This is a genomic window from Stenotrophomonas sp. STEN031 (assembly GCF_056759975.1).
In genome coordinates this window covers 97268-112428 of sequence record NZ_JBRREA010000002.1, presented here as the reverse complement: position 1 = coordinate 112428, position 15161 = coordinate 97268, and the positions used below count along the sequence as shown (strand labels likewise).

The following is a 15161-nucleotide window of genomic DNA, read 5'->3' as shown; positions in this document are numbered from 1 at the left end:
CATGGAACGTAGGCCAACACAGTCGTGCGATCCCGCGAAGAAATGCGATGTGTGTGATCAGGTGGGTTTGCCCATATTGCCAGTGCGTTATGCGATTTGTCGCTCGGACGTGAAAGATAGTTGGCAGGGCCCTCGATTGAGTGGAAGCTTCGGCAAGGAGGTATCTGCAATCTCACTTCCTGACGGCGAGGCACACTATACGCTTAGGCTTGCCCGCTATGGGTACCTCTATGTATTCAATGAAGTCAGGGGTGAATGGAAGGGCTTCCAAGTAACAAGCGATTCTTATCTGCTTGAGTTCGACCCTCATGGTGTTCCACCGCCTCGCGAGGAGTTCGAGCCAAGCTGCGCCAGAATGGCGGACTCTCAGGTTGCAAGGTTTGTAACCATTCCAGATCCTAAACGTGCGGGTAATGTGTGGTTCGGGTTTAGCGAAGCGCCTTGGCCTGCAGAAGTGCTGAAGCGCAATCGGACCGCTGCCGAACGTCGAAAGCACATGCGCTGCGTAAACGTGCAGAACTGGCTGGGCGGAAAGATAATTGAACACGCGGGCAGTGCGCTCGATGCATCTGCACAGGTGAGCGAATTTAAATTCGGCAAACTGCCTAGGCAAAGCAGCGTAACCAATATTCCGTTCGTTGCTTCGAGCAATTCTACACCGACAGTGCCAGGGAGCCCAATTCTTGTCGACGGGGTTGTTTCGTCCGTTATTGAAGGGGTCACCGTATACGGGAATCCCGGATTTGATTTCTCATTCCTCCCTTTCTGCAGGAGTAAGCAGGATATACCTGGAATGGAGGCTTGGCTGCAGAAGTCGGCTTCGATTGGGCGGCCGATGATGCTGGCACTTAATGATCCGGCGGGAATCACGCAAGAGTTGTCTGCGCTAATGCGCAAGAAAGCGCGTGATTTCGAGGAGGAAAATGATAGGGCTTGGAAACAGGTAAGTGCGGTTGCTATTCACAGCATGCGACAGGCTATCGAAGACCAAGCCGCCGCTGAAGAATTGAGTTCCGTAAAGTCGAGAGTATACACAGGCCGGGCAGCTATCGAACTCTATGCAGCCGGTGTGACCAAAATTCCGGATGAGTTGACGCCAGAGCAAGATAGGAACGCCCGCGATTCTGCGTGGAAGAGGTATCGAGATGATTACGATGATGATGCGCTGAAGGCATTTGAGTCCAACCTCGAGAAGGAGATGCATGATTATACAGTGGCGCACATAACGCCCTTGGCTTTAAGTTTTGTCAAGTGGTATAGGCACGATGTGTTTAGGTCTTGGCTTGCGTGTAATCACCACGATGAAGTCTCATATAGCTCGATGCGACTGACAGAGATCGTCGAGAACTCGTTGGACGGGATTGTTGGGCATGACGCCATTCAGGCGGCGGTCCTTCAAGATCTAGTTGGACGTTTTACCGATCTGAAAAATGTAACAATGCGCGCCTTGACTCTGAACGACAGTCTTGCGGCTGAGGTAATTGAACAGCAATCAAAGTCGCTAGCGGATAACCCGGGAGCTTGGTCCAACCTTTTCAAGGCATATGGTCATGTTCTGGCTCGGGGGCGGGAGAAGCCTCAGGAACTTCAACGAGGGTTAGGGCTGGTCGCAAGCTTGGTATACAAAATATCCGGAGGGATTGTCACTTGCCTTTCTAAAGTTGGATCTGCGCTTAGACGAGGTAGTGTCAACGTTGCCATTACGGCTGCAACGAGAAACAACATGTTGGGTCTCTTGGGGGTTTTATCTGGAAAGAGAATCGAACGCATTGGGATTCAGGCTTCAGAGAGGGAGATGGCGCATTTTCTCACTGAGGCATTGAGTCAAGGACAGCCGGGCATAGATAAACAGCAGTTACGTGCACGGATCGATCAGCACCTGCGACAGGAACTAAGTGAGCGAAGTGGGGCGCGAACGGCTACTGGCGAGCGGAATGCGCGAGGCCGAAAAGTTTTTCAATGGGCAGTATTTTGGGATCAACGTGCCATCAGTGCCGCTAGAGGGGGTAGCCCAGGTGCTCTTGGGAACCTCTTGATGACCGAAGACCAAATAAGGTCTATGGTTCAGAATCGGACATCCCAGCATATGGGGCCGCGGGTGAGCTTGGATGTACGTCTCGGTGTGGTTGGTCTTGTATTAGACGCGTGGAACACATGCGATGCCTATGGAAAGCTTGACGTCACGTCCGAGGGTCCAGCGCTCCGCAGGGGCCTTTCTATGGCCTCCGCCCTGATGGGATTCGTCGCGACAAGTGTTGAGCTCGCTGGACTTGGCCTGGAGAAGACGCAGTGGGGTAGAGCCGCCCTGCAAAACGAGATCAGATTTGGGGCTGCGCGTGTAGCTACTCGAGCTGGGGCAATTGGTTTCTATGCACGCGTTTTTGGAGTGGTTGGGGGTATTTTGGGGGCTGTTGTTGACGGATGGAAGGCTATGGATGCTATAAGAAAAGGTGATATTCCTATGGCCGTCTTCTATGGTGTCACTGCGGTGTCCGGTGTGGTGGTAAGCGTCTTGATGCTCGCTGGCGTTCTTACTGTCGGGGTGGGCTTCGTTGTGCTGCTCGTTCTTGGACTTCTGAGTATGTTGGGGGAATGGTTGATAAATCTAGTTCGCGACGACAAGATCGAGGTGTGGATAGATAAAACCCCATTTGGTGTGAATAATCATGGCCGTTTTGAATCCGTAGAGGATCAGGAAACTGCTTACAATGCGTTGATGCCGGCTGAGGGTTAAGTTATGAGTCAGTTTGCGGGGTGGTTGGCCCAGCGTTACAAGGTTGAGCGTCCTCTGTCCGATTACGAGGTTGCCGCTGGATTTGATAAGCTTTGCTCATTCAAGATTTCGAAGCCAATTGATCAGGGGTTGATAGCAATAAACTCGACATACATGGAGTATGTCGATAGGCACTTCGACTATCGTGGTTGGGCGGCGATGTGGGGTGCGCTGATGATTGCGCTCGTACTCGCATTTGCGGCCGGGATGATGTGGACACTTTGGCAGGTGCAGATTGACGGTGAACGAGTAGTTGCACAGGCTGAGTACTATGCTGTCGGCTTCCTGGTCTTGTTGTGCCTGTTTTGTGCGGGATTTGCGTATTGGATGCTGCTAGGCCGGGATATTTTCAGGTATCAATACTATCCAATAAGATTCAATCGAGAGACGGGGATGGTCCACGTGTTTGTTGGTGGTCAGCGTCGCGCGATATCCGTGCCTTGGAAGGATGTTTATTTCTATATCGGGCGAGACAAACCTGTTGGACCAGACGAGGGTCATACTTATGACCTGCGCGGTAATATAATGCGTGACGGAATTGTGGTTCACACTTTTGCCGTGGGTTCTGATAGTGGGGACAGTCTTGGAGTGTCTTTGGCTAGCTGGGAGATGATCAAGCGCTTCATGGAGTCTGGTCCTGGTGCTTTGCCGTTTCCGCCGCTGCAACTATTCACGTCTGTAGAGCCAAGCTTTCGAAATGCTTTCATCATTCATATATCTTCCTCTGGTCAGGGAATGGTTCTGTTAGGTCTTCCGATAACTTTCCCTTGGGCAATATCGCGCTATTTGACGATGAAGCTTTGTCGTAAGCCGGTTTGGCCAGAGTCCGTGCTCGCGGATTGCAGGTCTCGTAGTGGTAAAGCCGATGGCCTAAAGGCGCCGGCAGTATTTGGGCGAGTCAAACAGGGGCCCACGGCAGAGGCGATGATGACCTATTGGAGCGAATCAGTGCGGGAGGCAAAAGCCTTGGACGCAGATTTGAAAGCACAAATCTATGGAAAGGCCGTCGTTTAAGGAGTTCGTAAGTATGCGCGATCCCTCAAACTGACCGATTAGTGATGCTCAACCAGATCGGTGCAAAGTTTACTCGAATCAATTTATTTAGCTGCGGGTCCGAGGTTGACCCGCTACGGAAAATCGGTTGGCGTCGGCGAAGAAGTAGTTAGCCGTGGAGTGGCGTAGTAATGTGCTCTTACAATATATCTATAGGGCCTCCAGGTGTGGCGTGAACGGTGTTATCTCTGGTAACGGACGAGACGGTATGGAGACTGTCGGTAGATTACGTTGGGCTTACGGCTTCGACAGCACGCAATTGGCTCCATGGCAACATGTACGAAAATACATGGAAGAAGACGGCCGATCGCTACAGCCAGGCAAAAAATTTCGCGCGACCGATCTATCCCGAGTCCCAGAATTTCTAGCAGAAATCGTCGCCGACGCTGGCGGCCCAGCGATGGACCAAAGCGCGATTGACCAGTTGATCCGGTTGAAGCATCGCCCATGAGTGCAGCAAGGAGTACGAGCTTTGGCTGCCGATCCGTAGCAATACTGAGGGCTTTCGGATCATCAAGAACCTGATCTGGCGATTCGCTGGGATCTGCACATCACTTCCGTTCGCAAGGACCAGCAATAAGCCAGGCCCCTCTGCTGGCCAGATTTTCCCGATGATGATGCCCGGGCTACTCTTGAAGTAAAGGACGAAGATTGATGGTTTCCGGAGAAGATGGCTCGAATTTGATCCCTGGTCGCTGGGTCAAGAATTTGCCAGGAAGTTGTGCTGGGTATATAAGAAATTCGAAATTGCCCGCCGAGTTGGTTAACAGAATGGATGACGTTGTCTTGGAGATATCAAGGTCTTCGATAATTATGCGGGGCGGCCCTTTATTGTTCGCAATCTTAGGTCTTTTTTGTTTCTTCGCTTGTTTTTTGTTGCTTATAAAAATTGCTTTCCCGTTGGATAGGGAAGTTATTGCTGTTGTTTTTGTTTTTCCAGTTTTATTGCTAGGTGCATCTTGGATTGTTTTTCTGTTATTAAAAACGGATCTTGGTATTTCGAGTGATCGGCCAGTTCGTTTTAATAGGGCTCTTAAGAAAATCTATGTTTATGAACATTCCTATAGCTTGAATCCATTTAGGGGGTGGCCTGTGACTGTAAAGATTTTCGACTGGAGTGATGTTGATGCCAAGATATATTGTTATAAGGGATTCACGGGCAAGGTCTATATGCAGAGGTTTTCCCTTTGGTTAATAGATCGAGGGCGCTCTGATGTGAGCGGATGTTTTCAATTGATGGGTAATTGGCCAACTACCAAAGAGATGCATGATGCTTGGGATTATTGTGTTGAATACATGGAGTCCGGCGTGTCGGCTGTTCCTGCTTGCGAGCCTAGAAATCAAGACGTAACATTTCGGCGCAGCTTGTTCCACTATATGCGCATGTTTGACCCAACCAAAGATGGAGAGAAAATGCGTGGTCGAATGACGGCAGGTGATTGGTCTTTTAATTTGCCGTTTCTTCTGTTGACATTTTGGCTATTTTTGCCGATGGGGGTTGCGCACTATTTTGCGATGCGCTTTTCTCCTGCTGTTAAATGGCCGGAGGCCGTGGGTAACGAATCACTTAGTAACTAGCAATCCCTCTGTCGCCTGCCTGTAAACTTGATCCAGGCATTCTTAGAGGTCTCCGGGCAAACTAGGCCCAAGGAGACCACTGATGCGCAAGAGCAAATTCACCGAGAGTCAGATCGTTACGACGTTGAAGCAGGTTGAGGCTGGAAGGCAGGTCAAGGATATCTGCCGTGAACTTGGCATTTCCGATGCGACTTACTACGTCTGGAAGTCCAAGTACGGCGGTATGGGAGCTTCGGACGCGCAGCGGTTGCGGGACGTTGAAGCTGAGCACGCAAAGCTCAAGCGGATATACGCCGAACTGGCGATGGAGAATCATGCGTTGAAGGATCTGATTGCAAAAAAAGCTGTAGACCCGGCGCATAAGCGCCCGCTCTTGGCCTGGTTCCAGAACCACCACGGCTGGAGCGAACGCCGGGCCTGTGCGGCGATTGGAATGCCACGGTCGACGGCACGCTACCGTCATCGACCGGATCGGGACGAAGAGGTGATCGCGCTATTGGCCGAGCTCTTCGAGCGTTTTCCGGAGCGCGGCTTCGGCAAGCTGTTTCAACTGATTCGTCGCCGCGGTATGGTATGGAATCACAAGCGTGTCTGGCGTGTGTACTGCCTTATGAAGCTAAATCAGCGTCGACGAGGAAAGAAGCGTATTCCAACCCGACATCCGATGCCGTTGGTGGCCGCTGAGTAGATCAACGGCAGCTGGTCGATTGACCTTCATGTCCGACGCGCTTTGGGATGGGCGACGGTTCCGGACATTCAAGGTAATCGACGATTTCAGCCGCGAGGCTTTGACCATCGAAGTTGATCTCAATTTACCGGCTACACGGGTCATCCGCTCTTTGGAACGAACTGCGGCGTGGTGCGGCTATCCCGCAAAGCTTCGCCTGGACAACGGTCCCGAATTCATCGCCTTGGCGCTGGCGGAATGGGCCGAGCGCAGGAGCATCGCGCTGGACTTCATCGAACCAGGACGACCGATGCAGAACGGCTTCATCGAACGCTTCAATGGCAGCTTCCGACGTGGAGTGCTGGATCTGCACGTCTTCCGTAATCTCGCCGAAGTACGTGAACAAGCGGAGCAGTGGTTGGCCGATTACAACACCGAGATACCTCACGACAGCCTCGGCGGGCTGACACCCGCCGAATTTCGTCAGTACTATGAACCGGAAACCTCTAATTTAGCCTGGCATTGAATTACGGGGAGTCGACAATTGCACTGATGTTGGCGTTTGCGGCTGGGATGATATGGGTGTTTTGGCAGGTGCAGGTTAGCGGCGAACGACTTGCCGTTCAGAGCGAGTACTTTGCCGTTGGATTTTTGGTTTTGCGGCGTGGAATGGATGGCTTGGTATTCGCGTGACATGTTGTCTGCAGTTGCAATCGATGTTATGTATATGCCAGAGATTGACGGCCGGCCTAATTTTAATGTTCCAGCTCCAGATGGACTGAGGAAGATGATTGCTGCGGCGGATTCTGTATGATTTCGGAGGAGCGCAAACTGGCTCGGCCAGCGGAGCGGGTTGAAATCGGCGAAGAAGGGTTGATGTCTGTTAAGGGGCGGAGCGCGATGTATCCGCTGCCATTAAAGGGGCGCTACGGTAGGTCTTTTGATCTCGTCCTGGAGATTAATGAAGATTTTGCGATATTGAATCCTGCAGGGACAGCTAGTGGTGCGGCTAATGGGTTTCTTATTCTCCTGGTGGTCTTGCTTTCGATAACGATGTTATTCTTTGGTAATTGGATCTTCTTGGCGATTATTGGAGAGGGGAGCGGAGACTGGTTTATAACGACGGTATGCGTTCTGGGGTTTCTCCTCTTTGGTACTGGAAATGTTGCAGTCATCAAATCGTTGAGGCGGCAAGTGGTTGGCTTTCCGCTATTAGCGCTTCGTAAAGAACGTAAGGTTGTTCAGTTGCAGGGCAGTGCTCGTGTTGAGGCCGATTGGGAGCGTCTTAGGCCCTACATTGAACCTGTGACGAGCGTAAGTTCTGTGGGCGCATCAACGTCCTGTAATGTTCATTTAATTGAGCCTACTGAAGACGGACGCAATGCCCGCCGGCAAATTTTGCTGCAGAACGCACTGGGTTTATACGATTGTTTAGCCACATATGAGTTCCTGGCGAGGTATATGGAGGGTGACTGGGAAGGTTTGCCTGATATACATTTGATTCCAGGTGTCCGCCCTAAGTTCTGGGACGCATACCGCTACGGTTTCTTTAACGGTTGGATTGGTGTCCCGCGCTGGGATGAACGCTCTGAAGCGTCCCGTCGTTGGATGTGGTTGCTTACTCCGCTCTGGACGGCAATTTTCTGGCCTTTGGTGATATTAACAATTGCGGGAACGCGCACCGGTCGTGTTCTGCGATTTGATCAAAGCGAGATCGGGAAGGCGCGCGATGCCATTGCGGAGCCAATGCCAGCATCGCTTCAGGACAAGATCAAAGCACCGTCGCGATTGCAACCTGCGGAGAAGTTGCTCTATTGGCTTTCGATGATGTTTGGCGGAGTGTTGTGGGGTGCAATAGCGCTGAAGTCGGTTATGTTGATACTTGGCGCCGATAGTGCAGTTGTGGCGATCAACTAGAACTGTTTTGATAATGTCGGTGCATAGCAGTTACGCAACCTTGGAGCCGAGTGTCGCCTGTCCGTAGACTTGATCCAGGCATTCTTAGAGGTCCCCGGGCAAACTAGCCCCAAGGAGACCGCTGATGCGCAAGAGCAAATTCACCGAGAGTCAGATCGTTACGACGATGAAGCAGGTTGAGGCTGGAGGGCAGGCAGGTCAAAGATGTCTGCCGTGAGCTTGGCATTTCCGATGCGACTTGCTACGTTTGGAAGTCCAAGTACGGTGGCATGGAAGCGTCGGATGTGCAGTGGCTCCGAGACGTTGAAGCTGAGTACGCGAACCTCAAGCGGATGTATGCCGAACTGATGGCGATAACTCGAAGCACGCTTGGCTAGAACGTTGCTATTGGGGGCGTTTGACGTCTGAGCGTTATGAGGATGTCGACGTTGAGAGTCGAGAGTATCAGCTATAGGAATCTCTTTATGTACTACCGCGGAATAATGCCGGGTCGACCTTTCTCGGTTAACAGTAAGCTTAGCGATACAGATAGGCGGAATCAGCTCTTCAAAGGTAAGAGGCTGGGAGATGTAACTCCTTATCCAGACCTTACGATTATAAAAATGAATTCGTCGTACTTGGAGGTTGTTGATAAATTTTACAGCTGGAAGGGGGTGTTTACTGCGTTTGTTGTTATTTGGATTGCCGTCTTAGTTTCGTTTTCACTGGGCTTTGGTTGGCTGGAGATTGAATCGGTTCGCGGTGGAAAGGGCGTATCAACGTTTGGTGCATTTGCGGTCCCGACTCTGCTCCTAATGGCAGTTGCTGTTTTCTTTTTGGGTCGATTTGAATGGGCGTACTATACCCACTATCCTATCCGACTTAATAGATCGCGTCGTGATGTTTTTGTTTTTCGTAAGGATGGGAGTGTGCTCCAAGTAAATTGGGATAGTATCTTCTTTACATTGGGCGTTGATGGTCGACTTTGGGAAATTCGCGGCCATGTAGTCGGCGAAGACGGTGAGACGATAAAGGAGACGTTCGCTTTAGGAATCAATGATTCGGGTAGCGATGAGGGTATGCGAAAACTACGTTGTCATTGGGAGTTCTTTAGGCGGTACATGGAGGAGGGGCCGGATTCTGTTGCTCCCTACTTGAAAATTGCGTTGCCTATTGATGGAAAAAGAGAGTCATTCAGAATAGGTTATGAGGTGCTAGCATCAAACTTCCGACACCCAGACCCAGTTGTTGCGTTGTTTGGTTCTTTGGCTTGGCCTTTTGTTGCGCTAACTTCGCTGGGCCGGTGGTTGGCAATGCAGAGAAGTAAGGTTCCACGCTGGCCGAGTGACGTGGAATTGATGAACGTAGTGGATAAGGGTGACTTATATGATGTGGATTCCCGCATAAATCCGAAGCGCCGACGTTGACTTTTTAACCTCCGTTCCCTGTACAAAAAATTTATCCAAATGGTCGTGGCGGTCTCTAGATGAACCGGTTTCAAGGAAGAGATTGCTGCGTGATTCTCGCCTGCCCGTTAACTTGATTCACCCCTTCTTAGAGCTCCGCAGGCAAACTAGACCCAAGGTGTCCGCCGATGCGCAAGACCAAATTCGCCAATAGTCAGATCGTTGCGACGTTGAAGCAGTTTTAGGCCGGAATGGAGGTCAAGGGTGTCTGTCGTCACCTTGGCATTTCCAAGGCGACCTACTACGTCTGGAAGTCCAAGTACCGCGGCATGGAGGCTTTGGATGTGCAGCGGTTGCGCGATGTCGAAGTCAGGCACGCAAAGCCCAGCGGATGTACGCGGGACTGGCGATGGGAAATCATGCATTGAAGGATCTGATTGCAAGGAAGAAGTAGCGCCCATGGCTAGGAATGTTCACGACGCGTTGTTCGGAATGAGTCACCTTCCAGGAAAGAGTGGTTGGTGGGGGGAACTACTAAGTACGCATAGTAAGGCGGAAGCTATCGAGCCCGCCTCTCTCAATGCTATCCAAGCAATTAATAACTCCTTCATGACATTTTCACCTGCTACCGAAGCGTCTGGCAGGGGTTTTGCGTTCATTCTGGGTTTGGTATTCGGCTGTGCAAGCTTGAGTATGATTTTATCTCGCGTGGTACTGGGGGGTATTCTGTCACGGGCTGACTTCTGGCCTTATTTCGCGGCCGCCTATGGGGTGGTCCTTCTGATAGGTGGTGCGTTCTTTATATGGTCAATTGCCGCTGTTAGACGCACCGCCCCGCTCCCGGTTGTGCTGAGTAGAAGGCTTAGGAAGTTTTATTGCTGGATTGACAAGAAGAGCGGCTGGGTCACCGTAGATTATGACGCCGCACAACCCGTTTCGTTGGTGTCCAGGAGCTATAGTCTGGCAGGTGCTGCGACAGGTTATGTGCTCGCCGTGACTGATATTGACAGTTCCGATCGCCGTATCCGCTCGTGTGTGCCGTTGGCCCAGCCCAATCGCGACAATCGTGCGCCTGAAATGATTTGGGAATTCATTCGCCATTACATGGATGGAGACCCGAAGACTCTGCCTCCTGTGGATCCACTGCCATCCATTGATGATGCTGCTGCGGACTATGTGCTGCTCGATAGACGGTTGTACGGGGGGGCTTGTGGATAACCAGCATCGTATAAAGCCTGGTGCGTTCCCTGTGATCTATGTTTCTGTGGTTGGAGCCATAATGTATTGGTTCGAACGCGCAGGGCTTTGGATCTGGCGTCGTGCTCCTCGACCTGATTGGCCATCGGATATTCTTGCGGACATGTCAGTACGCTCTCCAGAGAGCTCGTTCAGAACTAGAGGGCTCACCGCTGCAGAGCGTCTTGCTTATGATGGGAATCTGGACTATTTGAACCGTCGCTGGCTCCTGCTGGGAAGTATTAGCACGGTGCTTGTCTTTATGATGTTTGCGATAATCGGAATTCCACCTTGGTTCTCTGATTTTAGTCGGTGATGAGAACGTGTGCGGATGACCTGTCAACTCAACGTTTCCGGAGTTTGTTAGCCGCTGGTATCTACTAAAGGGTTCCAATGCGTTTCTTGGGTTGACTGGAGGGATTGCCTATGCGCCGCTTGGCGCCCTGTTGGATCGAGTTATGTTTTTAGGGCCGCCTTCCTGCGAGTGTCGCCTGCCCGTAAACTTGACCCAGGTATTGTTAGAGGTCTCCGGGAAAACTAGCCCCAAGGAGATCACTGATGCGGAAGAGCAAATTCACCGAGAGTCATATCGTTACGACCTTGAAGCAGGTTGATCTTGGAACGCAGGTCAAGGATGTCTGCCGTGAGCTTGGAATTTTCGATGCGACTAACCAGGTCTTGATGTAATGATCCACTGAAATCCTGCTCAGGTGTCAGTTTTCCGCAAAGGAGACACCGATGAGCGAAAAGATTGAGGAAGAGATCAAGCGCTGGAGCGCCCGGCGCAAGTCGGCGCTGGCCCTTGAGATCATCTTGGAGGCAACCAGTTGATCATTCGTAGCTCGGGCGGGATTGCCATCTGCCATCTGCCGTCTGCCGTCTGCCGTTGGGCAGTTGGCCTGCCTTATCCTGGATCGACTGCGGTTTATCGACTTATTGGGGAAGTGGTGATGCAAATGATGGTGTGTTTTTTTCGAAGGCCTAGCGCATGAGCCAATTTGCAGGTTGGTTAGCCCAGCGTTACAAGGTGGGGCGTTCTTTGTCAGATTACGAAATCGCCGCTGGATTCGGCAGTCTTCGCTCTTTCAGGGTTTCTAAACCAATAGATCAGGGTTTGATAGTGATAAACTCGATGTACCTCGAATACGTGGATCGCCACTTCGAATATCGTGGTTGGGCAGCGATGTGGGGGGCTCTTTTGATTGTGCTGGTAATGGCATTCGCGGCCGGGATGATATGGGTGCTTTGGCAGGTGCAGATCGCTGGCGAACGAGTGATCGTACAGGGTGAGTACTATGCCGTTGGTTTTTTAGTCTTGCTTTGTTTCTCAATCGCAGGCCTTGCATACTGGATGCTGTTGGGGCGGGATGTTTTTAGATATCAGTACTACCCAATTCGATTTAATCGGGTGACGCGTATGGTGCACGTCTTTATCGGCGGTAACCGCCGTGCCATATCTGTCCCCTGGAGCGACGTGCACTTCTACATCGGGCGAGACAAGCCTGTTGGGCCAGATGAAGGTCATACCTATGACTTGCGGGGAAACGTGATGCGTGACGGCATTGTGGTCCACACGTTTGCTGTGGGTTCCGATAGCGGAGGTAGTCCAGGGGTGTCTTTGGCTAGTTGGGAGATGATCAAACGCTTCATGGAGTCAGGTCCTGATGCTTTGCCGTTCCCACCTTTGCAGTTGCTTACGTCCGTTGTACCTAGCTTTCGCAACGCTTTCATCATGCACGTATCTTCCCCAGGTCCGGGAATGATCTTGCTGGGTCTGCCGTTGACTCTCCCTTGGGCATTATCCCGCTATTTGACGATGATGCTGTGCCGTAAGCCGATTTGGCCTACGTCCGTGCTTGCGGATTGCAGGTCTCTTAGCGGTCAAGGCGATGGCCTCAAGGCGCCGGCAGTATTTGGGCGAGTGAAGCAGGGACCCGAGGCAGAGGCGATGATGACCTATTGGAGGGAATCAGTGCAGGAAGCAAAAGCCTTGGACGCAGATTTGAAAGCACAAATCTATGGAAAGGCCAATGTTTAAATAGTTCGTAAGACTGTGGCGGCATCGAAGCTTCGGAGGTGCAGCGGTTGCGCGACGTTGAAGCCGAGCACGCCAATCTCAAGCGGATGTATGCCGGATTGATGGTGATAACTCGAGGCACGCTTGGCTAGAGTGTTGCTATTGGGAGCGTTTGACATCTGAGCGTTGTGAGGATGCGGACGTTGAGAGTCGAGAGTATCCGCTAAAGATCCGGATCGGGATATGCGGGCAAGAGGAGTGAGGCGATATGTTGACGGGTTGGTATCCGAGATTTGAGAAAGGGCGAGGCATCACCAATGTTGAAAAGGCTGATCATCTTGCGTTAGGTGTGAGTGAGGGGGTTATTCCAGGCGATTCCACTTCGCTGATTTCACTGAACTCTACTTATGCGGATTTTGTAGATCGAACATTTTCGATGAAAGGTTTTGCTCCAACCTTGGTCGCAGGTGCCCTTAGTGTTTTTTTTGTCGTTACCGCTATATGTGCGATCGCAAGTATTCTTCCTGCCAATCCTTCGATGGCCGAGTTTTTTGCAGCGATTTTTCTGTTAAGCATAACTAGCGGTCTGGTGTATTTCTTCTGGAACCTTGTGTTAAGGCATGACTTTTTTTCATATCGGTACTATCCGGTAAGATTTAACAGGCTAACGAGGAAGGTTCATATTTTCAGAAGCAATCTTTCAGGTGGTGAAGTAATCGTGCCGTGGGGGAGTGATGCTCTTTTCTTCCATGTTGGGCGGGGTAGTCAAAATTCGGTTTTGCGCGATCTACGCTGCCATATCCTTGATAAAAATGGAATTATTATAGAAACGTTTACTGTCGGGATCTTCCATGATGATCCAGGGCGGGTGCGTGAGCGCTGGGAGTTCATTAATCGGTACATGGAATGGAGTGCGCAACGTGCGGTTTCTCACGACGCGGATAGAGTTATTACGCTGTCCGTGCGTAATAGTCTTGGAAATGCTTATCGTTGGACCTGCTTCCTACTTGGAAAGTCGCTGTTTCCTTTCAGACACTTCTTTTTTCCGTTGTACTGGACTTTGGCGCTAACACGATGGGTGGTTATGCTGACGTGCGCAGTCCCTCGCTTTTCCTCCGCAACGGAAGCTGAAAGTAGATTCGATCCAAATGATGCAGATCGTTGGGACGAGCCGGACTATATTGATCAATTTGGCGACCGCCCAGATGTGGTGGCAAGAGCAAGGGAACTCTATCGCGAGCGGCAGCAACGTAAAGGTAAATCTTAGTATTTCCGGAGAGTATTTTCGGTGAGGTCGCATGGAGTGCTGTGCAGGCGTGTGTCGCCTGTCCATGGCCTTGATCCGGACATCCTTAGAGGTCTCCGGGTAAACCAACCTCAACGAGACCGGCGATGAGTCAAATCGCTACGAAGTTGAGGCTCGTCTCCGGCAGGCTCGCGTATGGTCGATTGCCGATGGACGAATCAATCGTGGCTTATGAGAAAGCCCGCAGCGGCGGGCTCGTGGCCATGAGTGGAAATGGAGGGCAAGGCGTCGTCACGACTGCATCTGCATACGCGTCGTTGAGGAACTTCTGACTTTCAGTCGATTCCAAATCCGAATAGGCAGGCCATCACATGGCAGGACAAGCAGGATCCCTGCCGCGTACGCCGGCACAGATCTTCGCGCGACACTCCAGGCCCTTGGTGGTGTTCGCACCAGGACACGCACGCAGCTGGGTCTGGATGGTCGATTCGGTCGAGGCAGTCTTCCGCGTTGCAACCTGTTCGAACGCAACGCGTTCGTCATCGGCACGCTTCTTGTCGTCTGCTTCAATTTTCGCGATCAGATCATCCATGGTCTGAGGCTGTGGCGCGGCAGCGCTTTTCTTCTTCTTGCTTTCCTCTTCCTTGATGATGCCCAGCAATGTGCCCAGAAGATTCTCGTCCGCATTTCTGCTGCCTGCAGCAGGGCGTGCGGCCGCTGTTGTGCGCCGCACGCGTGCATCCCGTGCTGCGGGCGCTGGTGTTGCGTTCGCTGCGGCGGTTTCCACAGCCGGTGGCGTCGCGTTGCGGTTCCTGGCATCTGCGCTGTCCGGCGCATCAATGATCATCGCAGCGCCATCGCTGGGCGCAGCATAGGGTGCGTCGGGGTGGCCGGTAGCGCCGGTTACAGATGAATCTGGGTTTGCATCCGGGTTCAGCGAGTACTCGGTGCTGTCCTGTGACGCGCTGCTCGATAGCCACCACAACGTCGCCGTCGTGAACGACAGTAGAAGTGCGCAGCACGCGCCAACCCACAGCCAGACGCGCCGGCGTTGAGTGGGGCGGTCTTTGGTGGCGCGCGACGATGCGGCAACCTGTCGACCTTCCATGTCTGCGAGAATGCGGCCCGTGTTCGGTGCCGGGCCGTTGTTCTGCGCTCCCCCTGAGAGCAGACTCGGCCGATTGATTCCGCCATTATTCAAGTGCTTCCAGCCCTTGGTTTGAGTCGGCTAGTGCCGAAACGAATACGCGCATTTGTAGAGTAAGCCTCTCGATGCGTCAACCAGCATT

At 51.9% G+C, this 15161-nt stretch carries 9 protein-coding genes and 4 pseudogenes; 12 read left to right on the top strand and 1 reads right to left on the bottom strand.

What is annotated here, in order from left to right; translation table 11 throughout:
* Window position 1 precedes the first annotated feature (1 nt).
* The 12 genes and pseudogenes from ACVOLQ_RS01455 (at window position 2) to ACVOLQ_RS01400 (ending at window position 13893) form a co-directional block, all read left to right on the top strand.
* Complete coding sequence (locus ACVOLQ_RS01455; protein ID WP_481526804.1) at window positions 2-2734, top strand: T6SS effector BTH_I2691 family protein; 2733 nt, start codon at window positions 2-4, stop codon at window positions 2732-2734.
* Window positions 2735-2737: 3 nt separating this feature from the next.
* On the top strand, window positions 2738-3787 hold the full coding sequence (locus tag ACVOLQ_RS01450; protein WP_481526803.1) for a DUF6708 domain-containing protein: 1050 nt from the start codon (window positions 2738-2740) through the stop codon (window positions 3785-3787).
* Between the two features lie 810 nt (window positions 3788-4597).
* Entirely contained in the window at window positions 4598-5404 is an 807-nt protein-coding gene (locus ACVOLQ_RS01445; RefSeq protein WP_481526802.1) for a DUF6708 domain-containing protein, read from the top strand.
* A gap of 82 nt (window positions 5405-5486) precedes the next feature.
* Window positions 5487-6597, top strand: a pseudogene (locus tag ACVOLQ_RS01440) (IS3 family transposase).
* A 284-nt stretch (window positions 6598-6881) separates the two neighbouring features.
* Window positions 6882-7988 (top strand): hypothetical protein, encoded by a 1107-nt coding sequence (locus ACVOLQ_RS01435; RefSeq protein WP_481526801.1) that lies wholly within the window; start codon window positions 6882-6884, stop codon window positions 7986-7988.
* A 124-nt stretch (window positions 7989-8112) separates the two neighbouring features.
* Window positions 8113-8335, top strand: a pseudogene (locus tag ACVOLQ_RS01430) (transposase); the annotation flags it as partial.
* Between the two features lie 255 nt (window positions 8336-8590).
* Window positions 8591-9394 (top strand): DUF6708 domain-containing protein, encoded by an 804-nt coding sequence (locus ACVOLQ_RS01425; protein WP_481526800.1) that lies wholly within the window; start codon window positions 8591-8593, stop codon window positions 9392-9394.
* Between the two features lie 167 nt (window positions 9395-9561).
* Window positions 9562-9821 (top strand): annotated as a pseudogene (locus ACVOLQ_RS01420) (transposase); the annotation flags it as partial.
* Between the two features lie 11 nt (window positions 9822-9832).
* Complete coding sequence (locus tag ACVOLQ_RS01415) at window positions 9833-10591, top strand: hypothetical protein (RefSeq protein WP_481526799.1); 759 nt, start codon at window positions 9833-9835, stop codon at window positions 10589-10591.
* Between the two features lie 576 nt (window positions 10592-11167).
* Window positions 11168-11287 (top strand): annotated as a pseudogene (locus tag ACVOLQ_RS01410) (transposase); the annotation flags it as partial.
* Window positions 11288-11597: 310 nt separating this feature from the next.
* Window positions 11598-12647 (top strand): DUF6708 domain-containing protein, encoded by a 1050-nt coding sequence (locus ACVOLQ_RS01405; RefSeq protein ID WP_481526798.1) that lies wholly within the window; start codon window positions 11598-11600, stop codon window positions 12645-12647.
* A 247-nt stretch (window positions 12648-12894) separates the two neighbouring features.
* The gene (locus ACVOLQ_RS01400) at window positions 12895-13893 is read left to right on the top strand and encodes a DUF6708 domain-containing protein (protein ID WP_481526797.1); all 999 of its coding nucleotides are present in this window, start codon (window positions 12895-12897) and stop codon (window positions 13891-13893) included.
* Between the two features lie 346 nt (window positions 13894-14239).
* Here ACVOLQ_RS01400 and ACVOLQ_RS01395 read toward each other — a convergent pair whose 3' ends face one another.
* Window positions 14240-14980 (bottom strand): hypothetical protein, encoded by a 741-nt coding sequence (locus ACVOLQ_RS01395; protein WP_481526796.1) that lies wholly within the window; start codon window positions 14978-14980, stop codon window positions 14240-14242.
* Window positions 14981-15161: the final 181 nt, after the last annotated feature.

Excerpts from the sequence above, each read along its gene's own strand:
- ACVOLQ_RS01425 (WP_481526800.1), top strand. The coding sequence starts at position 8,591 with ATGAATTCGTCGTACTTGGAGGTTGTTGATAAATTTTACAGCTGGAAG.
- ACVOLQ_RS01415 (WP_481526799.1), top strand. The coding sequence starts at position 9,833 with ATGGCTAGGAATGTTCACGACGCGTTGTTCGGAATGAGTCACCTTCCA.
- ACVOLQ_RS01435 (WP_481526801.1), top strand. The coding sequence starts at position 6,882 with ATGATTTCGGAGGAGCGCAAACTGGCTCGGCCAGCGGAGCGGGTTGAA.
- ACVOLQ_RS01400 (WP_481526797.1), top strand. The coding sequence starts at position 12,895 with ATGTTGACGGGTTGGTATCCGAGATTTGAGAAAGGGCGAGGCATCACC.
- ACVOLQ_RS01395 (WP_481526796.1), bottom strand. The coding sequence starts at position 14,980 with ATGGAAGGTCGACAGGTTGCCGCATCGTCGCGCGCCACCAAAGACCGC.
- ACVOLQ_RS01455 (WP_481526804.1), top strand. The coding sequence starts at position 2 with ATGGAACGTAGGCCAACACAGTCGTGCGATCCCGCGAAGAAATGCGAT.
- ACVOLQ_RS01445 (WP_481526802.1), top strand. The coding sequence starts at position 4,598 with ATGGATGACGTTGTCTTGGAGATATCAAGGTCTTCGATAATTATGCGG.
- ACVOLQ_RS01405 (WP_481526798.1), top strand. The coding sequence starts at position 11,598 with ATGAGCCAATTTGCAGGTTGGTTAGCCCAGCGTTACAAGGTGGGGCGT.
- ACVOLQ_RS01450 (WP_481526803.1), top strand. The coding sequence starts at position 2,738 with ATGAGTCAGTTTGCGGGGTGGTTGGCCCAGCGTTACAAGGTTGAGCGT.